18 protein-coding genes are annotated in these 23,018 nt (G+C 66.8%); 16 read left to right on the forward strand and 2 right to left on the reverse strand.

Features of this window, described 5'->3' with window-relative positions; translation table 11 throughout:
- Nucleotides 1-17 precede the first annotated feature (17 nt).
- Nucleotides 18-1,034, reverse strand: coding sequence for a LysR substrate-binding domain-containing protein (locus FGU64_RS19675; protein WP_139954685.1), 1,017 nt, complete (start codon nt 1,032-1,034; stop codon nt 18-20).
- A 207-nt stretch (nt 1,035-1,241) separates the two neighbouring features.
- On the opposite strand from FGU64_RS19675, the gene FGU64_RS19680 reads away from it, so the two are divergent.
- The 6 genes from FGU64_RS19680 (at nt 1,242) to FGU64_RS19705 (ending at nt 10,588) form a co-directional block, all read left to right on the forward strand.
- On the forward strand, nt 1,242-3,224 hold the full coding sequence (locus FGU64_RS19680) for an FAD-dependent oxidoreductase (protein ID WP_139954686.1): 1,983 nt from the start codon (nt 1,242-1,244) through the stop codon (nt 3,222-3,224).
- Between the two features lie 147 nt (nt 3,225-3,371).
- Nucleotides 3,372-4,433: a glycosyltransferase family 4 protein gene (locus FGU64_RS19685; RefSeq protein WP_139954687.1), complete on the forward strand. Its 1,062-nt coding sequence runs from the start codon at nt 3,372-3,374 to the stop codon at nt 4,431-4,433.
- 14 nt (nt 4,434-4,447) lie between these two features.
- Nucleotides 4,448-6,658: an amylo-alpha-1,6-glucosidase gene (locus FGU64_RS19690; protein WP_139954688.1), complete on the forward strand. Its 2,211-nt coding sequence runs from the start codon at nt 4,448-4,450 to the stop codon at nt 6,656-6,658.
- A gap of 128 nt (nt 6,659-6,786) precedes the next feature.
- Complete coding sequence (locus FGU64_RS19695; protein WP_139954689.1) at nt 6,787-8,601, forward strand: trehalose-6-phosphate synthase; 1,815 nt, start codon at nt 6,787-6,789, stop codon at nt 8,599-8,601.
- Between the two features lie 5 nt (nt 8,602-8,606).
- Entirely contained in the window at nt 8,607-9,344 is a 738-nt protein-coding gene (gene otsB, locus FGU64_RS19700) for a trehalose-phosphatase (RefSeq protein WP_139955462.1), read from the forward strand.
- A gap of 74 nt (nt 9,345-9,418) precedes the next feature.
- Entirely contained in the window at nt 9,419-10,588 is a 1,170-nt protein-coding gene (locus FGU64_RS19705; protein WP_139954690.1) for a serine hydrolase, read from the forward strand.
- Between the two features lie 6 nt (nt 10,589-10,594).
- On the opposite strand, the gene FGU64_RS19710 is transcribed toward FGU64_RS19705, so the two are convergent.
- The gene (locus tag FGU64_RS19710; RefSeq protein ID WP_139954691.1) at nt 10,595-11,173 is read right to left on the reverse strand and encodes a TetR/AcrR family transcriptional regulator; all 579 of its coding nucleotides are present in this window, start codon (nt 11,171-11,173) and stop codon (nt 10,595-10,597) included.
- A 200-nt stretch (nt 11,174-11,373) separates the two neighbouring features.
- Between FGU64_RS19710 and FGU64_RS19715 the strand changes: the two genes are divergently transcribed.
- The 10 genes from FGU64_RS19715 to FGU64_RS19760 all read left to right on the forward strand — a co-directional run bounded on the left by FGU64_RS19715 (nt 11,374) and on the right by FGU64_RS19760 (nt 23,015).
- A complete protein-coding gene (locus tag FGU64_RS19715; RefSeq protein WP_139954692.1) occupies nt 11,374-11,877 on the forward strand; it encodes a (2Fe-2S)-binding protein in 504 nt (167 codons plus the stop codon).
- Nucleotides 11,874-12,932: a xanthine dehydrogenase family protein subunit M gene (locus tag FGU64_RS19720; RefSeq protein ID WP_139954693.1), complete on the forward strand. Its 1,059-nt coding sequence runs from the start codon at nt 11,874-11,876 to the stop codon at nt 12,930-12,932. The genes FGU64_RS19715 and FGU64_RS19720 overlap by 4 nt, the downstream gene beginning before the upstream one ends.
- On the forward strand, nt 12,922-15,192 hold the full coding sequence (locus FGU64_RS19725) for a xanthine dehydrogenase family protein molybdopterin-binding subunit (protein ID WP_139954694.1): 2,271 nt from the start codon (nt 12,922-12,924) through the stop codon (nt 15,190-15,192). The genes FGU64_RS19720 and FGU64_RS19725 overlap by 11 nt, the downstream gene beginning before the upstream one ends.
- A 129-nt stretch (nt 15,193-15,321) precedes the next feature.
- Nucleotides 15,322-16,533: an ROK family transcriptional regulator gene (locus FGU64_RS19730; protein ID WP_139954695.1), complete on the forward strand. Its 1,212-nt coding sequence runs from the start codon at nt 15,322-15,324 to the stop codon at nt 16,531-16,533.
- Complete coding sequence (locus tag FGU64_RS19735; RefSeq protein ID WP_246671158.1) at nt 16,530-17,792, forward strand: M20/M25/M40 family metallo-hydrolase; 1,263 nt, start codon at nt 16,530-16,532, stop codon at nt 17,790-17,792. The genes FGU64_RS19730 and FGU64_RS19735 overlap by 4 nt, the downstream gene beginning before the upstream one ends.
- 38 nt (nt 17,793-17,830) lie before the next feature.
- Entirely contained in the window at nt 17,831-18,892 is a 1,062-nt protein-coding gene (locus FGU64_RS19740) for a substrate-binding domain-containing protein (protein ID WP_139954696.1), read from the forward strand.
- 65 nt (nt 18,893-18,957) lie between these two features.
- Entirely contained in the window at nt 18,958-20,013 is a 1,056-nt protein-coding gene (locus tag FGU64_RS19745; RefSeq protein WP_139955464.1) for a substrate-binding domain-containing protein, read from the forward strand.
- 43 nt (nt 20,014-20,056) lie between these two features.
- Nucleotides 20,057-21,034, forward strand: coding sequence for an ABC transporter permease (locus FGU64_RS19750; RefSeq protein ID WP_139954697.1), 978 nt, complete (start codon nt 20,057-20,059; stop codon nt 21,032-21,034).
- 11 nt (nt 21,035-21,045) lie between these two features.
- Nucleotides 21,046-22,245, forward strand: coding sequence for an alanine racemase (locus FGU64_RS19755; protein WP_139954698.1), 1,200 nt, complete (start codon nt 21,046-21,048; stop codon nt 22,243-22,245).
- An 11-nt stretch (nt 22,246-22,256) separates the two neighbouring features.
- Nucleotides 22,257-23,015, forward strand: a complete 759-nt coding sequence (locus FGU64_RS19760) for an ATP-binding cassette domain-containing protein (RefSeq protein ID WP_139954699.1) — start codon at nt 22,257-22,259, stop codon at nt 23,013-23,015.
- The last annotated feature ends 3 nt before the right edge of the window (nt 23,016-23,018 follow it).

Genomic DNA, 23,018 nt, shown 5'->3' on the forward strand with positions numbered 1-23,018 from the left:
GGGTGCACCCGCAACGATCACCCGGAATGCGTCTTGCCCTGACCCCTAGGAGAACGCCTGCGAACCGGTTGTTCAAGCGAAATAGGAAGCCGGCTCGCTTGAGTTGAACTCAACGATCCAAGGGAAAGCAACCAGTCCCTCAGCATGACCGCCTGCGGGCTCAGCGGCCGGCGGGCGCTCCAGGTGACGAAGTAGGATTGCGGCGCCGCGATCGCCGCGTCTGTCACCCGCGTCAGGCTGCCGGCCTCGATCAGGGGCGCAACCAGGCTTTCCCAGCCCAGCGCCACGCCCTGTCCGCTCCGCGCCGCCTGCAGCGCGATGACGTAGCTGTTGAAACGGCGGACGTTGACGTGCCGGTCCGGATGGCCGACCTCGCGCAGGAATTCCGCCCAGGTTGTCCAGGTCCAGTCGATGCCTTCCACCGACAGCAGCTGCAATTGCGCCAGGTCCTGCATCGATTTCGCCGGATACGCCTTGGCGAAGGCGGGGCTCGCGACGGGAAAGATGCGGTCGTCATAGAGCTTGGCCGACAGTTCGTCCGGCCACTCGCCGTCGCCGTAGCGCAGCCGCAATTCCACGTCCGGCCGGTCGAGGCCATGCGGGTGATCCGAGATCACATGGTCGACGACGATGTCGGGATGGCTGTTCCAGAACGATCCCATGCGCGGCATCAACCACAGTTGCGCCATCGCCATGGTGCAGCCGACGGTCGCGACGGGCTGTCCGCCCAGCGATTTTATCTGCCGGAACGCAGATGCCATGCGCTCGAAGCCTTCGCGCATCGCCGCCGCCAGCGTCTCGCCCTCGCGGGTCAGCTCGATCGCCCGGTGCCGGCGCAGGAACAGCGGAATGCCGAGCTCTTCCTCCAGCATCCTGACCTGCTTGGAGACGGCGCCGGGCGTGACGTTGAGTTCGTCCGCCGCCTTGGTCAGGCTCAGGTGCCGCGCGGCCGCCTCGAAGGCGGCGAGGGCGATCAGCGAAGGCAGGCTATAGAAGCGGCGGACCATGTGGATCGTAACCCTGACAATATCCACGCCGCGCGCTGCGGCTCGGTTGCGAATGAAGATCTATTTCCCGGCATCGGTTGCCTGTGGCTCAATCGCCGGAGAATTACGTTCGGCTTGACTATTAGCCCCGGTTGGCCGTCGATGTGCAACCCTCGTCTTCCTGTGCGGAGACGATTGCGCCGCAGGTACCAGATATGCGTCCGGCCCGGATGCCGGCGCTCAAAGGGAGGGGCGATGACAGAGCGGATGTTCAGGCGGCTGTTCACGCCGGTCACATTGCGCGGCAGGACGCTGCGCAACCGCATCGTTTTCGGGGCGCATACTGCGAACATGGCGGAGGACGGCCTGCCGACCGAACGGCATGTCGGCTATTACGCCGAGCGCGCCATCGGCGGCGCCGGCATGGTCGTCGTCGAGCCGATGCCGGTGCATCAGGCTGCGGTGCTGACCCGTGGCAATTTCCGCCCGTCCGACGACAGTGTCGTGCCGCATTTCCGCAAGGTGACGGAAGCGATCAAGGGCAACGGCGCCGTCGCCATCCAGCAACTCTACCATGTCGGCCAGCATGCCGATGCCGATAATTCCTACCATGCCGGCTGGTCGCCGTCCGGCCTGCCGAGCTATCACGATTCCGACGGCTCGCATCGCATGACCGAGGCCGATATCGAAGAGACGATCGACGGCTTCGTACAAGCGGCGCGGCGCTGCCGCGAGGCTGGTTTCGACGGCGTCGAGGTCTGGGCCGCCTATCATTCGATGCTCGACCAGTTCTGGACGCCCTGGTCGAACCGGCGCGACGACCGCTGGGGCGGCAGCCTGGAAAACCGCACCCGCATGAGCCGCGAGGTGATGACGCTCATCCGCAAAGTGTGCGGCGAGGATTTCATCGTCGGTCTGGCGATCAACGACGAGCCGGACGTGGGGGTGGCCTTGCAGCGCGAGGCGCTGGCCGAGATCGCCGATCGGCATGATCGCGACCATCTGATGGACTACGTCACATGCGGCACCGGCTCCTATTTCAGCTTCGAGAAAATCATCCCGCCCTTCGTTTACCCGGAGAAGCTCGGCGCCGACCTGTCAGCTGTCATCAAATCGGCAGTCCGCCATGCGCTTGTGACTGCCGAAAGCCACATCCGCACGCCGGAGAACGCGGAGAGCGTACTCAGCGAAGGCCGCGCCGATCTCGTCTCCATCGTGCGCGGCCAGATCGCCGACCCGCACCTTGCCAACAAGGCGGCGGCCGGGCGCGCCGAAGACATTCGCGGCTGCCTGTCCTGCAACCAGATGTGCTGGGGTCGGCGTTCGCGCGACTACTGGATAAGCTGCGTCATCAATCCGTCGGCCGGCCGCGAATGGGAGTGGGGTGGCGACCGCTTTACCCCCACCGAGCGGCCGAAGCGCGTGCTGGTCGTCGGCGGCGGGCCGGCCGGGCTGGAGGCCGCGCGCGTGGCGGCCGAGCGCGGGCATCAGGTTGTGCTTGCGGAAGCTTCGGACCGTCTCGGCGGGCAGTTCCGGCTTGCCGGCCTGCAGCCGCGCCGCGCGCAGATCACCGACCTCATCGACTGGTATCAGCGCCAGCTAGCCCGGCTTCAGGTCGATGTGCGTTACGGCCAATACATGGAGGCCGACGATGTCGCACGCGAAGGTGCCGACCACGTCATCGTCGCGACCGGCTCTCTGCCGCCGGACGGCGCCTTCCAGCGGGTGCTGCCGCAACTGGACACCATTCCAGGCGGCGGCGCGATGCATTCCGCCGAGGCCGTGATGGCGCGCGAGGTCCGGCCGGGAAAGCGCGTGATCGTGCTAGACGACGGCGGCAACTGGAAGGGATGCGGCACCGCCTGGCGGCTCGCCGAGGACAGTCACGAGGTGACGCTGGTGACACCGGACGCCCTGGTCGGCAAGGAGCTCCAGCGCATGGCCGCGGACGCTCCGCTGCGCCGCGCGCTCGCCCGCCTCGGCGTCCGCTTCGTGACTGAAAGCGCCGTGACCCACTGGGACGGCAAAACGGCCACCATTGCCTCGCTGCTCGACGGGATCGAGCGGCAGGCCGAAGCCGACACGCTGGTCTTCGCCGGCACCAATCTTGCCGCCGACGGTCTGTCCGCCGACCTCGATGCACGCAAGATCGCCTTCACCGCGATCGGCGACTGCACCGCTGCGCGCCAGGCCGCCTTCGCCATCTACGATGGGCGCAAGGTGGCGCTTGCCCTGTGACTTGATCGTCCGCCGGAACTGAAACCGGCTTGCGACAGCATGTCTTCGGGAACGATCCTGCCGCTGGCGCATTGTGCCACCGGGTTATATCGCGGCCGTGCGGCTGCTCACGAACCATGCGCAGAGGGAGCGATTGAGGACTGCAACATGAAGATTGCCCATGTCGCGCCTCTCTATGAATCGGTGCCGCCGCAGCTTTACGGCGGGACGGAACGCATCATTTCCTATCTGACCGAAGCACTGGTCGATCTAGGCCATGACGCCACCTTGTTCGCCAGTGGCGACAGCCGCACATCCGCCAAGCTGGTGGCCTGCCGGGAACAGGCGCTCAGGCTCGACCCCCGTCCGCTGAAGTCGGAAATCGCCGCCCATTTGGCGATGCTGGAGGAGGTGCGCAGCCGCGCCGACGACTTCGACGTCATCCATTTCCATCTCAGCCATTTCCAGCACTTCCCGTTCTTCGAATACATGGCCGGACGTACCGTCACGACGCCGCACGGACGGCTCGATTATGTCGATCTCGCGCCGACCTACCGGCGTTTCCCATCCTTTCCGATGATCTCGATTTCGCGGAGCCAGCGCGCCCGGTTGCCCGAGGCCAACTGGATCGCCACCATTCCGCACGGGCTGCCGCTCGACCTTTATGAGCCCGACTACGAAGCCGGCACCGACGGCACCTATCTCGCCTTTCTGGGACGACTGTCGCGCGACAAGCGGCCCGACCGCGCCATCGAGATCGCCCGCCGTACCGGATTGAAGTTGAAACTCGCGGCGAAGATCGGCGACGGCGATCGCGCCTATTTCCGCGAGGTGGTGGAGCCGCTGATCGACGGCGACCGCGTCGAATATGTCGGCGAGATCGAGGAGGCTGAGAAGGCGGCGTTCCTCGGCAATGCGGCTGGCCTGCTCTTTCCCATCGACTGGCCCGAGCCCTTCGGCCTCGTCGTCATCGAGGCGATGGCCTGCGGCACGCCGGTGCTGGCCTGGAACTGCGGCGCCATGCCTGAGATCATCGATCCCGGGGTGACGGGCTTCCTCGCCGAATCGATCGAGGACGCGGTGGCCTCGATGCCGGACCTGCTCGGTCTGGATCGGCGCCGCGTGCGCGAGACCTTCGAGGCGCGCTTTTCCGCCTCCCGCATGGCCCGCGATTACGCGGCCGCCTATGCGCGGCTGCTGGGCGGCGGCACGCAGGCGCAGGCATCCTGATCGCGGACGGACGAATGGCGTCAGGACAGGAACAGCGGATCGCTGAAAACGGCACCCCGAACGTCGCGCCGCTGGACGAACGCAAGCTCGATCCGGCGGTGGCGCTAGCCGCGCTCGACGAGACGGCGCCGCGCGAACCGCACCGGCTGTTCGCCCTCAAGCACGGCGACTGCTTCGCGGTGGCCGATTCCTATGGCGACATACGCGGTATCGGCGACGGCTTCTTTCGCGACGACACGCGCGTGCTTTCCGAATTCCGCCTGACGCTCGGCGGCCGCTCGACTTCGCTGCTCGGCGCCTCGCTCAGCCAGGACAACGTGCTGTTCACCGCAAACCTCACCAACCTGCCGATCAAGAGTGCCGGCGGCCGTGATATCCCGCAAGGCGGCGTCCATATCGAGCGCGTGCGGCTGATCTGGCAGGATCGCCTGTTCGAGCGCATCACGCTTTCCAACTACAGCCAGGAGCATTCGACCGTGCTTTTGTCGCTGCGCTTCGCGGCCGATTTCCGCGACATGTTCGAGGTTCGCGGCTCGACGCGCGCCCAGCGCGGCACGGTGCGCGCCGCCGAAGTGGGCGAAAACTCGGTGGCGTTGCGCTACGACGGATTGGACAAGCTGGAACGCAGTTCCGTGCTCTCCTTCTCGCAGGCGCCGGACCGGCTTCTGGAAAACCGCGCGGATTTCTACATCGCCGTCACCAAGCGCAGCCGCCGGACGCTTTATGTCGAGGTAGGCGCAGAGGTCGCCGACACGCCAGGGGTGGAGCGATTCCGGGGGGCGACCGCGCGCGCCCGTTTCGCTATGCGCGCGAAGCGGCGCCACGGCGCCACCGTCCACAGTTCGGGCCGTGTCTTCAACGACTGGATCCAGCGTGCCCGCGCCGACGTCGCGCTGCTGACCACCGAACTGCCGACCGGCCCCTATCCCTATGCCGGCATCCCCTGGTTCTCCACCGCCTTCGGCCGCGACGGCGTCATCTCCGCGCTCCAGATGCTGTGGCTCAATCCCGGCCTCGCGCGCGGCGTGCTCGCCTTCCTGGCCCAGCATCAGGCTGCCGAGACGTCGCCCTTCAGCGATGCCCAGCCGGGCAAGATCATGCACGAGACGCGCAAGGGCGAGATGGCCGCGCTCGCCGAACTGCCTTTCGGCCGGTATTATGGCGGCGTCGACACGACGCCCCTCTACATCCACCTTGCCGCCGCCTATGCCGGGCGCACCGGCGACATGGATTTCATCGACGGTCTGTGGGATTCGCTGACGGCGGCTGCCGGCTGGATGGAGGAAGCCAGCCGCGCCACGGGCTTCGTCACCTACCAGCGCGCGGCGGCTTCGGGACTTGCCAATCAAGGCTGGAAGGACAGTGTCGATTCCATCTTCCATGCCGATGGCCGCATGCCGCCCGGGCCGATCGCCCTTGTCGAGGTACAGGGCTATGTCTTCGCCGCTTATCGCGGACTTGCCACGCTTGCGCGGCGGCGCGGCGAAGACGCGCGGGCGCAGCATTGGCAGGAACGGGCCGAGACGATGCGGCAACTGGTGGAGGATCGCTTCTGGCTGGACGAGCTCGGCACCTACGCGCTTGCCATCGACGGCGAAGGCCAGCCATGCGAGGTGAGGACCTCCAATGCCGGCCATCTGCTCTATGTCGGCCTGCCGACGGAGGAGCGTGCTCGTCTGGTGGCCGAGCAGCTGCTTTCGGCGTCCTTCCAGTCGGGCTGGGGCATCCGCACGCTGGCCGACGACGCCATCTTCTTCAACCCGATGTCCTACCACAACGGCTCGATCTGGCCGCACGACACCGCCATCTGCACGGCCGGGCTCGCGCGCTACGGCGTGCGCGAACAGGTGGTGCGGCTGATGAGCGGCACTTTCGAGGCTGCCGTGCATTTCAACATGCGCCTGCCGGAACTGTTCTGCGGTTTCACGCGCGCGCCGGGCGAGGCGCCGATCGCCTATCCGGTTGCCTGCCTGCCGCAGGCCTGGTCGGCGGGCGCCGCCTTCATGTTCATGCAGGCGTGCCTTGGCATCGAGATCGACGGCTGGAAGGGCGAGATCACGGTGACGCGTCCGAAAATGCCGATCGGCATCGATACGCTGGTCATCCGCCACCTCGAGGTCGGGGACGTCAGCGTCGATCTGAACTTCCAGCGCATAGGAGATCGCGTAGCCGCCTTCCTCGGCGACCGCTCCGAGGGGCTGGTGCCCCTCATGGTGCGCAGCTGAGCGATTGCCGGAACGGAATGTGATCTTGCGCGTTGCTCATGTCCGGCCGGGTGGGTGACCATCCGGCGACATCCCTTGAACCCATAGGTGAAAGCCCTCCGCGGGGGGGCGAAGGTTTTTCGACCGTCATGACAAGCAACGACCCGGACCTGTTCCTCTCGCTATCGGCGATCTGGGTCTTGCTTCTTGCAAGCCTGGTCCTGTCCCTCGTTGCGGTGATCCTGGTGGTGCGGACACGGCGCGGCAGAACGCCTCGCAATCTCGCCAACATCGCTTACGCCAATCCGGATTCGACCGTGGAAACCGCGCGCACACCGCTGCGGGAATTCGAGAAGAACGGCCAGTCGGCCGATGCGGCGCTGGTCAATTGGACCCCCGACACGCTGCGCAAGATTCTTGCCGACGAACTGCCGGGCGCGCAGGTCATCGTGGTTTCCAACCGGGAACCCTACATCCACAATCTCGTCGACGGTCCCGACGGCGACGAGGTGGAACTGGTCGTGCCGGCGAGCGGCCTCGTTTCGGCGCTCGAGCCCATCACGCGTGCCTGCAACGGCACCTGGATCGCCTATGGGGGCGGTTCGGCCGATCATCTCACGGTCGGCGCCGACGATAGCCTCCAGGTTCCGCCGGACCGGCCGTCCTATACGCTGCGGCGCGTCTGGCTGAGCGAAGAGGAGCATGAAGGCTACTATCTCGGCTTCGCCAACGAGGGGCTCTGGCCGCTCTGCCACATCGCCTTCACGCGTCCCGTCTTCCGCACCTCCGACTGGGAAACCTACCAGGCCGTCAACCGCAAGTTCGCCGATACTGTGGTCAAGGAAGCGCGCAACGAGCGGCCCATCGTGCTTGTCCAGGACTATCATTTCGCCTTGCTGCCGCGCATGATCCGCGAAAGGCTGCCGGAGGCGATCGTCATCACCTTCTGGCACATCCCCTGGCCGAATTCGGAAGTCTTCAGCATCTGCCCGTGGCGCGAGGCGATCCTCGACGGGCTGCTGGGCAGCTCCATCATCGGCTTCCACACGCAGTTCCACTGCAACAATTTCATCGAGAGCGTCGACAGGTTCATGGAGAGCCGCATCGAGCGCGAAGATGCCGCCATCTCCTATGGCGGGCAGACCAGTCTCGTGCACGCCTATCCGATTTCCATCGAATGGCCGCCGGTGCAGCTGGAAACCCTGCCGTCGGTGGCCGACTGCCGGCGCGACGTGCGCGAGAAATACGGCCTGGCCGACGATGTGAAACTATGCGTCGGCGTGGAGCGGCTCGACTACACCAAGGGTATCCTCGATCGCCTGCGCGCGCTGGAAGATCTGTTCGAGCGGCATCCCGAGTGGATCGGCAGGCTCACCTTGCTGCAGGTCGCCGCGCCGAGCCGTGGCACGCTGCCCGCCTACCGCCAGTTGTACGAGGAATGTCATCGCTACGCGGATGAACTCAATCGCCGCTTCGGCCGCAACGGCTCCAAACCGGTGCTGATGGTGGCCGAGCATCATTCGCAGCGTCAGGTCTACGAGGTCTATCGCGCGGCGGACCTGTGCCTCGTCACCAGCCTTCACGACGGCATGAACCTCGTCGCCAAGGAATTCGTCGCCGCCCGCGACGACGAACGGGGCGTGCTTTTGCTGTCGACGTTCGCGGGGGCTTCCAAGGAACTTCTGGAGGCGCTGATCGTCAACCCCTATGACGTGACGATGATGGCCGATGCGCTCCAGCAGGCGTTGACGATGCCCGGGCAGGAGCAGCGAAGCCGCATGCGGCGCATGCGCGAGATCGTGCGCGACAACAACGTCTATCGCTGGGCTGGCTCGATGCTGCTCGATGCCGCCCGCCTGCGCAAGCGCGGCGAGATGGAGCGCGCGACCGCGCATGGCGGCCCGCCCGCCGGCAACGGCAACCTGCTCACCATGATCCGTCGCGGCCGGGTGGCGGCACTGTGAGCGGGATGAATCTGTTGCCGCCGCCCGATCTCGACGGGCCGAACTGGGCGCTGTTTCTCGACATCGACGGCACCCTCGTGGAACATGCTCCGCATCCGGATGCGGTGGTGGTCGATGCTGGCCTCCGCGATCTGCTTGCCTCGCTGCAGGATCGGCTCGACGGGGCGCTGGCCCTGGTGACGGGGCGTTCGGTGGCGGCGGCCGACCGGCTGTTCGCGCCGCTGGAATTGCGAGCGGCCGGGCTTTACGGGCTGGAGCACCGGCTGGAGCCGGGCGGTCCGGTCGAGCCGGCAAAGGAGCCTGCCGACATCGCGGCATTGGCCGACGAGATCGAGGTCGAATTCGCCGGCCGTAACGTTCACGTCGAGCGCAAGGGTCCGATCCTGGCGATCCACACGCGCGCTGCCCCGGATCTTCTCGACCGGGCGATCCATCTCGTCGAGCAGGCCTTGACGCGACTCCCGCCGAACTATCGCCTGCTGCCCGGCAATGCCGGTGTCGAACTGATGCCGCTGGAGGCAGTCAAGGGAGCCGCGATCCGGCGCTTCATGAAGATGGAGGATTTCCGCGGGCGACGCCCGGTCTTCCTCGGCGACGATACGTCCGACGAAAATGGCTTCGAGGCGATCAACGAGGCGGACGGCATCTCGATACGGGTGAAGCCGAACGGCGCGACGCTGGCCGGCCATGCTCTCGCGGACGTTGCCGGCACGCTTGAATGGTTGCGGCAGCAGCGCCGCTGACTTTCCGTCTGTGCACGGACGGGAACACGGCGTATCCAAGGGATACGGCGACTCGGGCGAGGAGAGGACCTTCGATGACAGGCAGCACGGCCTTCCAGCAGAAATTCGGCTTCCGCCGCGACGAAGTCACCCTCGCCAATTGGCGCACGGCGCCGTTCAACCGCTGGGCTTTCCAGAACGTGGCCGAGATCGTGCCGAGCGTGGTCCAGACCTACGGGCAGGCGCAGGACGAGACGCCTGCGGACCCGGCCGGCATTCTCGACAGGGAGGTGGCGTCGCTGGATGGAACGCCGACCGTGCGGGCGTTTCTCGAACGCACGCACAGCGATGCGCTGGCTGTCATGCGGCGCGGCGAGTTCGTTGCCGACTGGCAGGCTCCGCATACGCGCTTCGGCACGCCGCATCTCGCCTTCTCGATCAGCAAGTCGCTGACGGCCATCGTCGCCGGCATCCTCGAAGGCGACGGGCTGCTCGATCCTGAAGCGCCGGTGGTGACCTACGTGCCGGAGGCGGCGAACTCCGCCTATGGCGATGCCACGGTGCGCCATGTGCTGGACATGACCGTCAGTCTCGATTTCGAGGAGGCCTATCTGGACCCCGAAAGCGTGTTTGCCCGCTATCGCCAGGCGATGCTGTGGAACCCCGGCGGGAACGGGGAAAGCCTGCTTGACCTGCTGTGCGATCTCAAGCGGTTGCCCGGTCTGCATGGCGCGGTCTTCCGCTACCGCTCGCCCAACTCGGACATGCTGGGCATCATCGTCGAACGGGCATCCGGGCAACGGGTATGCGACCTCATGCGGGAACGCCTGTGGGAACCCCTTGGCATTCGCGGCACGGTGGCCGTCACGGTGGATCGCCGGGGCTATGCGCGCACCGCCGGCGGCGTGTCGATCAGCCCGCGCGACCTTGCCCGCGTCGGCGAGATGATGCGGCAGGGCGGCATCGCCGGCGGCAAGCGCATCGTCGCCGAAAGCTGGATTCGCGACACGACAACCGCCGGCAGCCGCGATGCCTGGCTGGTCGGCGACTTCGTCAACCTCCTGCCCGAAGGACGCTACCGCAACAAATGGTATCAGAGCGGCAAGGGCTGGTTCTGCGGCATCGGTATCCACGGCCAATGGGTGGTCGTCGATCCGGCGACCGAGACCGTCGTCGTCAAGATGGCCTCGCAGCCGGAACCGGTCGACGATGACATGGATCGTGAAAACGTCGCCTTCTTCGAGTGGCTTTTCACGGCCGCCTGAGCACGATCAGCGCTTGCGCAAGCCGTCGACGAAGACGTCGACAAGGCGCAACGCCGCCGGTTGCCAGTCCGCGGTGCCTTGCGAATAGAAGATGCCGAGAAGCGTGCGCAGCAGGTCTTCCGGCGCAATGTCGGCACGCAGTTCGCCTGCCGCGACGCCCCGGCCGAGCAGCAGGCCGACGGCCTCGGTCAGGCGCTCGAAGGAATAGGCCTTGAGTTCCGAGGAGCCATGCGCGACCAGTTGCAGCCCTTGGATCATGCCTTTCTTGGCGGCGACCAGCCGCACGTTCGCGTGCAGCCATTGCCGTAGGGCCTCGACCGGATCTGGCTCGAAGGAAAGCAGGCCGGCGAGATCGGCAAGGTGATCGACCTCGTGCCGGTATACGGCCTCGAACAGCGCCTCGCGCGTCGGGAAGTGGCGATAGAGCGTGCCGATGCCGACGCCCGCCCGGCGCGCCACCGCTTCCAGGCTCGCCTGCGGCCCGCCCGTGCTGAACACATGGGTCGCCGCTTCCAGCAGAAGCTCGCGGTTGCGCAGCGAATCCGCGCGCGGCTTGCGCCTTGTTTTTACGGTTTCCTGTCCCATTTGTTCAGAACGTGCTCTTTCCCTCTTGATAAACGGAGGCATCCTCCGTATAAATAACAGATACCGGGGAAACGCACAAAGGCACGCATTCCCGGCCAGGGCCGACGAACGTCCGCGTCAGTATCCTTCCCGCGCCCGCACCTCGTGCCGTCTTCCGGCGGCTTGGATTCATACACCATAGAAACTGAATGGAGTACAACATGGCTCTCTCCATCAGCCTTTCCGTCAATGGTCAGCCGCGTGACGTCGAACTCGACGACCCGCGCGTCACGCTGCTCGACCTGTTGCGGGAGCGGCTCGTTCTGGCCGGCACCAAGAAAGGGTGCGACCGCGGCCAGTGCGGCGCCTGCACCGTGCTTGTCGACGGACGGCGCATCAACTCCTGCCTGGTTCTGGCCGCCAGCCTCGACGGCGCCGAAGTCACCACCATCGAGGGGCTGGCCGACGGCGACACGCTGCACCCGGTGCAGGCCGCCTTCATCGCCCATGACGGCTTCCAGTGCGGCTATTGCACGCCGGGCCAGATCATGAGCGCCGTCGGCCTGATCGCCGAGGGGCATGCCGGCGACGATCCCGAGCGCATCCGCGAACTGATGAGCGGCAACATCTGCCGCTGCGCCGCCTACAAGGGCATCACCGAAGCCGTTCTCGAGGCGCAGCGGACGCTTGCCGGCGCGGACTCCAGCCGGAGGGACGCGGCATGAACCGCTTCGACTATATCCAGCCGGCCAGCGTGGCCGAGGCCATCGCCGCCGTCTCCGAACCGGGATCGATCTATCTCGGCGCCGGCACCAACCTGCTCGACCTGATGAAGATCGGCGTTTCGCGGCCGCAGCGCGTCGTCGACATCACGCGTCTGCCCGGCCTCGATCGCATCGAATGGCTGCCGGACGGCGGCGTGCGTATCGGCGCGCTGGTGCGCAACTCCGACCTCGCCTATGACGAACACTTTGCCAAAACCTTTCCGGTGGTTGCCGAGGCGCTGCTGTCGGGCGCATCCGCGCAGCTTCGCAATGCCGCGACCGTCGGCGGCAACCTGATGCAGCGTACGCGCTGCGCCTATTTCCAGGACCTTGCCAGCGCCTGCAATCGGCGCGCGCCGGGCTCGGGCTGCGATGCGCTGGAAGGCGAGAACCGCCTGCACGCGGTGCTCGGCTGGAGCGAGCACTGCATCGCCACCCACCCGTCCGACTTCTGCGTGCCGCTGGTGGCGCTCGACGCGGTGGTTGAGGTGGAAGGGCCGCACGGCACCCGCGAGATCGCGCTGGATTCGCTGCATGCCCTGCCGGGCTCCACGCCGGAACAGGAAAGCACGCTGGCAGCCGGCGAATTGATCGTCGCTTTGCGGCTGCCGGCGGAAGCCGCGTCCTTCACCGGCAACGCCCGCTACCTGAAGCTGCGCGAGCGCACCTCCTATGCTTTCGCCGTGGTGTCGGCGGCGGCGGCGCTGGAGATGGAAGGCGACACGATCCGCGCCGCCCGCATCGCGCTCGGCGGCGTCGCCGCCAAACCCTGGCGAGCCCGTGAGGCGGAGGCGTCTCTGGCCGGTGCGAAGCCGACCGCTGAAGCTTTCGCCGGGGCGGCGGAACTGGCGCTCGCCGAGGCGCGGCCTTCAGGTGCCAACGCCTTCAAGATCGAGCTGGCACGCCGCATCGTCGCCCGTGCGTTGAATTTCGCGCTGGCAGGGACGCCGCAGGAAATGCCGGCCCTGCCGGCCTCGCCCTTCTCCACCAATCCCGGAGCGTACCATGTCGCCTGAAAACGCTGCCTCTCCCCTCCAATACGGCCGGGCGGGTTCCAATGCCGGCCAGCCGTTGACGCGCCGTGACGGCCTGCTCAAGGTCACCGGCCGCGCCACCTATGCCGCCGACAACCATCCCGACGGTGTGCTCTACGCCGTAGCGGCGGGCGCCAGCATCGCGCGCGGCCGGGTAACGAGCCTCGACGTCGCCGCGGCCAAAGCGCATCCCGGCGTCGTCGAGGTGCTGACGCCGGCCAACCGGCCGCCGCTGGCCCACGACCCCGACGAGAAGATGCCGCCCTTCGGCTTCCGCGTCGACGTGCTGCAGGACGACACCGTGCGCTACGTCAACCAGCCGATCGCCATGGTGATCGCCGAGACGCTGGAAGCGGCGACGGAGGGTGCTTCCCTGCTCGATCCGCACTATGAGGTGGAAAGCGCAGCCATCGACCTGGAGAGCGGCGAGCGCTTTGCCCCGGCTGCCGTCGGCGTCGGTGCGGCCGCTCGAACCGCCCATGGCGATGTCGAGGCAGGGCTGGCTGAAGCCGTCCGGGTCACCGAGGTCGATTACGAGACGCCGCCGCAGTACCACAACGCGATGGAACCGCACGCGGTCGTCGCCGAATGGGACGGCGACCGGGTGACGCTCGACATGCCCAACCAGGCCTTGGCGCTGAGCGCGGCTGCTTACGGTGCCTATTTCGGCATTCCGGCCGAGAACGTGCTGATCCGCTCACCCTTCCTCGGTGGTGGTTTCGGCTCCAAGGCGATCCTCAACGGGCCGCAGATCCTCACCATCCTCGCTGCGCGCATGCTCGGCCGCCCGGTCAAGCTGGCGTTGCCGCGAAAGCAGATGTTCGGCCCGGTCGGTCATCGCGGCCGGACCTGGCAGAAACTGCGTATCGGCACCGACGGCGAGGGGCGGATGACCGCGCTGCACCATCATGCGCTCGCCGAGACATCTACCTTCGACGACTTCATCGAACCGTCCGCGAACATTGCCCTGCCGCTCTACGCGGCACCGGCCATCCTCGCCGAGCACGAGGGGCTGCGCCTCAATGTCGGCACGCCGGGGCCGATGCGCGCGCCGGGCGCGGCGTCCGGGTCGGCGGCGCTGGAGGCGGCGATCGACGAGGCGGCAGAGGCCTGCGGCATGGACCCGCTCGCCTTCCGGCTTGCCAACTACGCCGAGACGGAGCCGGCAACCGGCAGGCCGTTTTCCTCCAAGACGCTGCGTGAATGCTACGCCGAAGGTGCGAAGCGCTTCGGCTGGTCCGGCCGTCCGCTGGAGCCGCGCCGGATGCGCGACGAGAACGGCTTCCTCGTCGGTTGGGGCATGGGCACGGCCGTTTTCCACTGCCCGCATTTCCCGGCCGAGGCACGCGCTACCTTGCGCGCCGACGGCACGGCGCTGGTGGAAACCGCCGGCGCCGACATGGGGCAGGGCGCCTGGACGGCGCTCGCCCAGATCGCCGCCGAGGCGCTCGGCCTCGATCCGAGCCAGGTCGAATTCCATTCGGGCCTGTCGAACCTTCCCGATGGCGGCGTGGCCGGTGGCTCCGGCCATACCGCCAGCGCCGGGCTTGCGCTCCACAAGGCCGGCGGGGACGCCATCGCCAGGCTGGCGGAACTCGCCACCGCCGATCCCGCGTCGCCGCTGTTCGGCGCCGGCAACATTGGCATCGTGGCGCGGGAAGGCCGGTTGTATCGCCGCGATGACGAGACGCGCAGCGACAGCTATGCCGATATCCTGAAGCGCGCCGGCCGCGCGCAAATCGTCGGCACCGCCAAGGCCGCGCGCGACCCGGCGGTCGCGTCGGCCTATGCGATGTTCTCGCACGGGGCGGTGTTCGCCGAGGTGAAGGTCGATCCCGATCTTGGCCAGGTGCGGGCGACGCGGCTGGTCGGCGCCTTCGCCGCCGGCCGCATCATCAATCCGCGCCTGGTGCAAAGCCAGTACTACGGCGGCATGATCTGGGGTGTCTCCTTCGCCCTGCACGAAGAGGCGGTCACCGATCGCCGCACCGGCCGCATCATGAACGCCGACCTTGCCGAATACCATGTGCCCGTCAATGCGGACGTGCCTTCGGTCGAGGCCATCCTGATCCCGGAGGAGGACGCCCACGTCAATCCGCTCGGCGTCAAGGGCGTCGGCGAGATCGGCATCACCGGCACGGTGGGCGCCGTTGCCAACGCCGTCTGGCATGCGACGGGCGTGCGCGTCCGCCGCTTTCCCGTCCGCATCGAAGACCTCGTTGCCGGCCGCAAAGTCGCCTGAACTGCCGCATCAGGTTCTTTGCGAGGGCTCCCGGCACTGTCGGGAGCCCTTTTTCATGCGCGGAATCATGATTGACAGTTTACCCGTCGCTTAATAAGTTCGGTAACAGAACGAATTAATGAGGGTGCGGTGAACGACAGCCTGAACATCTCCCGGAAGTTCTCGCAGCGCTCCGTCATGGAGGCGATCGTTCAGGGCGGTCCGATCTCGCGGGCCTCGATCGCCAAGCAGACCGGCCTGTCGAAGCAGACCATTTCCGAAATCGTGCGCACGCTCGAACAGGAAGGCTGGGTGCAGGAGACCGGCCGCACCAAGGGCCATGTCGGGCGCACCGCCGTAACCTACGAACTGGTCTATGATGCCGCCTATATCGTCGCCGTCGACCTCGGCGGCACCAAGGTGAGGGTGGCGATCACCGATCTCGCCTGCCAGATCTTCGGCGAAGAGATGGCGCCGACCGATCCACGCGGCGGCCGGTTCGTCGTCGACCAGATCGTCTCGCTGGCCTTCCGGGCGGCCGAGGCGAAGGGGGTTTCCCGCGACAGGATCCGCCTGGCCGTGGTCGGCGTGCCGGGAGCGCCCGACAGCCGCACCGGACGTGTGATGCTGGCGCCCAACATCGCGGGCTTCGACAGCATGGATGTCGCCGGTTCCCTCGCGCGGGCGTTCGGCTTCGACGTGATCCTGGAAAACGACGTCAACCTCTCGGTGATGGGTGAAAACTGGCTGGGGCAGGGACAGGGCATCGACGACCTCGCTTATGTCGCGCTCGGCACCGGCATCGGCAGCGGCCTGATGGTCGGAGGTCACCTCGTTCGCGGCGCCATCAATGCGGCGGGCGAGATGGGGTTCCTGCCGCTGGGCGCCGACCCGTTCGAGCCGGAATCCCTTCGCTCCGGCGCCTTCGAGCGCGTCGTCGCCTCGCACGGCATCGTCGAGCGCTATGCTGCCCTGTCGGGCAACCGTCTCGGCGTTCCGGCCATCTTCGACAATGCCAATGCCGGCGAGGCCGCCGCCGCCCAGGTCCTCGACGAGGTTGCGCGCAATCTGGCGCGCGGCATCGCCGCCATCGCGGCTATCGCCAACCCGCAGAAGATCATCCTCGGCGGCTCGATCGGGTTGCGTGCGGAGATGCTGGCCCGCGTCAAGGCGTTCCTGCCGCAATGCTTCCCCTATCCGGTCGACGTCGAAACCGGGACGCTCGGCGCGCGTGCGGCCATCGTCGGCGCCGCCGCCATCGGGCTCGGCCAGTTGCACAACACCCTGTTCGGCGTCGATGCACCCGACGGCCGCATCTCGCTGCCGCCTGCCGATGTCGACGCGTTGCGGGAGGCAGGATGATGCCGGCGCGCGACGACCTGATGCAGCGCCTGCGCAAGGCCCTCGACCGCGAGGACGCTCTCGCCCTTTGGCGTGGCGCGATCGGGCGCGAGAGCATCACCGGCAACGAGGCCAATTTCGTTGCCTATCTCGAACAGCAGATGCAGGCGCTTGGCCTTGCCGGCCTGACGACGGCGGATTTTCTGCCGGGCCGGCCCAACATCTGGGCCGAACGCAAGGGCGCGGGCGGCGGCAAGCGCCTCCTGTTCATCGGCCATACCGATACCGTCCATGTCGACGGCTGGCGCGAGCACTGGGCCGGAACCGAGCGTGAGGACCCGTTCGCCGCGCCGATCGTCGACGGTGCGATATGGGGGCGCGGAGCAGGCGACCTCAAGGCGGGCATCAGCGCCTCGCTGGCGGCCCTGAAGCTGCTCGACCGCGCCGGTGTTAGGCTGGCCGGAGACGTCTCCTTCGCCTTTGTCGGCGACGAGGAAAGCGGCCAGCCCGGCACCGGCGTGTCGGCCGGGATCAAGCATTTCGTCGGCGCCATCGAGGCGGGCGAAGTCGCGAAGCCAGATTTCGCCGTCTATGTCGAGCCGACCCGGCTTGCGGTCTATCCGGCACAGATCGGCTTCTTCATCACCGACATCACCATCACCGGCAAGTCGGCCTATTTCGGCGTCCCGGAACTTGGCAAGGATGCGCTGCGGGCTGCCCATGCGGCGATGACGGCGCTGTGGCGGCATTCCGATGCGGTGGCGGCGCGTGCCGACCACCCGCTTGTCGGGCGCGGCTTCCTGCTCGTCACCGGGCTTGCGGGCGGTGGCTACATCGCAGTGCCCGAACGCTGCACGCTGTCGCTGATCCGCAAGCTGCTGCCCGGCGAATCGCTGGACACGGCGGCGGCCGAAATCGAGAAGACGGTGCGCGAAGCGATCGCCGATCCGGAGATCAGGGTCGAGTTCGCCTATCCGGCCGGACGCGACCATCCGCTTGGCGGCACCGCCGCCGAGATCGATCGGGACGCGGCGGAAGTGCGCATGCTGTCGGCCAGGATGGAGTCGGCCATGACGGGGCGAGGCGCGATCGAAGGCGCGCCTTTCTGGTCGGAGACGCCCTTCTTCGTCAACCGCCTCGGCATACCGGCCGTCTATTGCGCGCCTGGCGATATCCGCAACTGCCACACCCACGACGAGCATGTGGACGTGGAGGAATACCTGGCCGGCATCGTCGGCTTCGCCGCCTTCATGGTCGACTATTGCGGCACGGTTGCATGAACCATCGACAGTCGAAGCGATCCAAGGGAGGAACCGCCATGTTGTTCAAATCCATTCTGACCGCAGCGTTCGCGGCCGGTCTTTCACTGGCAGGCAGCGCCGCCTTCGCCCAGACGGTCGGCCCGTCCGGCGAGACCGCCACGCCGAGCGCCGAGGTCAAGCTGACCGATTCCGACATCGCCGCGCTGAAGGACAAGGGCTACAAGGCGGCGCTGCTGTGGCATACGTCATCCGATTTCACCAACGCGGTTTCGGCCGGCGCCAAGGACGAGTTCGCGCGCGCCGGCGTCACCATCGCCGTGACCACCGACGCCCAGTTCGACGCCGCACGCCAGCGCAGCGACATCGAGACGGCACTGGCCGCCAAGCCGAACGTCATCCTTTCGCTGCCGCTCGACCCGGTGACCTCGGCCGAGGCGTTCCGCCAGGCGGTCAAGGACGGCACCAAGCTCGTCTTCCTGTCCAACGTGCCGCAGGGTTACAAGCAGGGCACCGACTACGCCTCGATCGTCACCGACGATCTTTTCCAGATGGGCAAGCAGGCTGCGGATGCGCTGGCCAAGGCCATCGGCGGCAAGGGCACGGTCGGCTACATCTTCCACGACGCCAGTTACTACGTCACCAACCAGCGCGACCAGGCGTTCAAGTCCACCATCGAGAAGGACTATCCCGACATCAAGATTGTCGCCGAGCAGGGCATTTCCGACCCGGCGCGCGCCGAGGAACTGGCGAGCGCCATGCTGCTGCAGCATCCCGATCTCGACGGCATCTATGTGACCTGGGCGGAACCGGCGGACGGGGTCCTGTCGGCGCTGCGCGGAGCCGGCAACACTAAGACGAAGATCGTCACGCTGGATCTCGCCGAGCCGGTGGCGCTGGACATGGTCAAGGGCGGCAACGTGGCGGCCCTGGTCGCCGACAAGGCCTATGAACTCGGCCGCGCCATGGCGGCGGCCGGCATGAAGGCGCTGCTCGACCAGCCGACCCCTGCCTTCGTCGTCGCTCCCGCACTTACGGTGACCAAGGAGAATGTCGCCGAGGGATGGAAGGAATCGCTCAACCGCGACGCGCCGCAGTCGGTGCTCGACGCCGCGAAGTAATGCAGCCACCCGGCGGCGGCCGTCGCCGCCGGGCCGATATCAGGTTGGAGGAAGTCATGAGAACGATGTTGAAGAGCCTTGTCGCGCTGGCCAGCCTGACGGTGGCTACCACCGCTTTCGCCGCCGACGGTGCGACGACCGGACCGCATGGCGAGAAACCGACACCCGCCGCCAGCCTGACGCTGACACCCCAGCAGGAAGATGAGATCAAGGCCGGCAAGTTTACCGCCGCTCTCGTCTGGCATGAGATGAGCGAATACACCAATGCCGTCAACAGCGGTGCCCATGACGAGTTCAAGCGCCTCGGCATCGAGGTTGTCGCGCAGACCGATGCCGGCTTCGACGCGGCGCGCCAGAAATCGGATGTCGAGACGGTGCTGGCCAAGAAGCCGTCCATCATCGTCTCGCTGCCGGTCGACCCGGCGACGGCCGCGGCCGTCTACGACCCGGCGCGTGCCGCCGGCGTCAAGCTCGCCTTCGTCGACAATTCGCCAGCCGGCTACGAGCAGGGCAAGGATTATGTGACGATCGTTTCCGACGACCTGTTCCAGATGGGCAACAAGGCCGCCGTCGCCATGGCCGACGCCCTCGGCAAGAAGGGCAAGGTCGGCTACATTTTCCACGACGCCGATTTCTATGTGACCAACCAGCGCGACGGTGCCTTCAAGAAGACCATCGAGCAGGACTATCCGGACATGAAGATCGTCGCCGAGGCCGGCATGGCCGATCCCGCGCGCGCCGAGGAGATCGCGCAGGGCATGATCACCCAGCATCCCGATCTCGACGGCATCTACGTCACCTGGGCCGAACCGGCGCTCAGCGTGCTGTCGACCCTGCGGGCCGCCGGCAACAGCCATACCAGGATCGTGACGCTGGACCTCAACGAACCGGCGGCGCTCGATATGGTCAAGGGCGGCAACGTCGCCGCGCTCGTGGCCGACGAAGCCTACAATATCGGCGTCACCGTGGCGCGCGCGGCGGCCGGCTCGCTGGTGGGCCAAGAGGTGCAGCCGTTCCTGGTGGTCGATTCGCTCGCCGTCACCAAGGACAATGTCGCCGATGGCTGGAAGAAGTCGCTCAACAAGGACGTTCCCGCAACCGTCGCCGACGCGATGAAATAGTCAGCGGGGCCTTGCTGCCCCGCTCCCCTTCGGAGGAAGATCGATGCCCATCGCCAATACCGGCGCCGCGGACCGGACGGGCGGTTTCGCCAGCCGCTTCAACCTGCAGCAATATGTCGTCTATCTCGGCTTCCTGGCGATCTTCCTTTTCTTCGCCGTGGTGCTGAGGGACAGCGGCTTCCTGACCGTCCGCAACCTGTCCAACATCGTGCTGCAGACGGCGCCGGCCACGATCATGGCGATCGGCCTGGTATTCGTGATGGCGGCGGGCGAGATCGACCTGTCGATCGGCTCGATCGTCGCGGTGGCGGCGCTCGCCGCGGCGGTGACGATCAATGCCTACGGCCTGGCGCCCGGCGTGTTGGCAGGGCTCGGCGCCGGGCTGCTCATCGGTTTCGTCAACGGAGCGCTCGTCGCCTATGTCAAGCTGCCGTCCTTCCTGGTGACGCTGGCGACGATGGGCCTGTTTGCCGGCGTGTCGCGCTCGATGACCAATCTGCGCTCCATTCCGGTGATGGATTCGACCTTCACCGGCTTCTTCGGCTCGGGTTCCCTCCTCGGCGTCCCCGCGCTGATCTGGTGGACCGTCATCGCCGTCGCCATAGGCCATCTCGTCTTTCGTGAGAGCCGTTTCGGCGCGCATGTGCTGGCCACCGGCGACAATGCGCGCGCCGCCGCCGTTTCCGGCATCAGCGTGCCGCGTATCCGGCTGGCCGTGCTGACGATCAGCGGCGGCCTCGCGGGGCTGGCCGGCCTGCTCTATGCGGGGCGGCTGCAGGCGGCGAAATACACGCTGGGCGAGACGGACCTGATGACCGTCATCGCCGCCGTCATTGTCGGCGGCACGCTGCTCAACGGCGGCAAGGGCTCTATCGTCGGCGCGCTCGTCGGCTCGCTGATGATGGGCATGCTCAACAACGGCCTGATCCTGATGGGCCTTTCCGTTTCCGACCAGATGATCGTGCGCGGCCTCATCATCCTGGCGGCGGTCGCCGTCTCGCTGCGCGAAAAGAACCGCTGAGGAAGGTTTTCATGTTTCTCGATATCCTGCGCCGCCGTAATCCGGCCTTCGTCGAGGCGGCAATGGCCTTGCACCAGCAGGGCAAATTGCCGGCCAACGCCTATGTGATCGACCTCGATACGGTCGAGGGCAATGCCCGCGTCCTCAAGGAAGAGGCCGACCGTCATGGCCTCAAGGTGTTCGCCATGACCAAGCAGGTCGGGCGCTCGTCGTCCTTCTGCCGGGCGCTCATGCGCGGCGGCATCGATCGTGCCGTAGCCGTCGACATGGCCTGCGCGCGCGCTACCCACAAGGCCGGCCTCAGGCTCGGCCATCTCGGTCATCTTCAGCAGGTGGCCCGGCACGAGGCGGCTGCCGCCGCCGGCGCCTTCCGTCCTGACTACTGGACCGTGTTCAACGAGACGAAGGCCGTGGAGGCCGGCGCCGGTGCCAAGACCGCCGGCTATACGCAGGCTCTGCTCGCGCGCGTCCAGGCCAAAGGCGACACCTTCTATCGCGGCCATGAGGGCGGCTTTGCCGCCGACGGCATCGCCGCCGTCGCCGACAGGCTGGACGCGGTGGACGGAGGCCGCTTCGCCGGCATCACGACGTTCCCGGCGCTGCTGTTCGACCACGAGAGCCGCAAGGTCAAGCCGACGCACAATCTGGCCACCCTGACGAAGGCTGCGGACGCTCTGGCGAAAGCCGGCCGCAAGGATGTCGAGATCAACGCGCCGGGCACGACTTCCAGCGTCATGCTGGCGGCGCTGGCCGACGCCGGCGCGACCCAGTGCGAGCCGGGCAACGGCCTGCACGGCACCACCGCACTGCATGTCATGGAAGACCTGCCGGAACTGCCGGCGGTGCTCTACCTTACCGAAGTATCGCATCTTTCCGGCGGCAAGGCTTACTGCTTCGGCGGCGGCTTCTACATCGACCCCATCTTCCCCGCATACGACGTGAAGACGATCGTCGGCGCCGAGCCGACGACAGCGGCCGCCGCCCTGCGAAGCGTCGAGGTCCCGCCGCCCTCGGCCATCGACTATTATGCAATGATCGACGCTACCGGCCCGACGGCGCCGAAGCCCGGCGACACCGCCGTGTTCGGCTTTCGCGGCCAGGCCTTCGTCACCCGCGCCTATGTCGTCGGCGTCTCCGGCATCTCGACCGGCGCCCCGAAGGTCGAGACCATCGAGAACGCCTTCGGCGAACCTTACGCCTGGCCGGTCTAGGAGGTCATGCCATGCCCGCCAATGCGATTTCCACCAATGCGCCGGTCCTGCAACTCACCGACATCCGCAAGACCTTCGGCGGCATCACGGCCATCGAGAAGTTCTCGCTCGACATCCATCCGGGCGAGATCGTCGCGCTGGTCGGCGACAACGGCGCCGGCAAGTCGACGCTGATCAAGATCGTCTCCGGCGTCCATCCCCCGACGTCGGGCAGCATCGCCATCGACAACGAGACCGTGACGATGTCGAACGCCACGATGGCGCGTGCGCGCGGCATCGAGGTCGTCTACCAGGATCTTGCCCTGGCCGATCAGCAGAGCGTCTACATGAACATGTTCCTCGGCCGCGAGCCAGTGAACCGTTTCGGCCTGCTCGACCGCCGCAGGATGATCGCCGAGACCGAGCAACTGGTGAAGGAACTGGATGTCCGAATTCCTTCCGCTCATGCCACGATCCGCGACCTTTCAGGCGGCCAGCGGCAGGGTGTCGCCATTGCCCGTGCCACTCATTGGGCAAGCAAGCTGATCCTGCTCGACGAGCCGACGGCCGCGCTCGGTGTTGCCGAAACGGCGAAGGTCGAGGAGATCGTGCTGTCGCTCAAGTCGCGCAATATAGGCGTGCTTATCATCAGCCACAGCCTCGACCAGGTGTTCCGGCTCTCGGATCGCATCTGCGTTTTGCGGCGCGGCAGGCAGATCGGCGTGCGCAAGACGGCCGAAACCGACAAGAACGAGATCGTCGCCATGATCACCGGTCTTCAGGAACACTGACGC

The sequence above is a fragment of the Mesorhizobium sp. 8 genome (genome assembly GCF_006351905.1).
Taxonomy (GTDB): domain Bacteria; phylum Pseudomonadota; class Alphaproteobacteria; order Rhizobiales; family Rhizobiaceae; genus Mesorhizobium; species Mesorhizobium composti.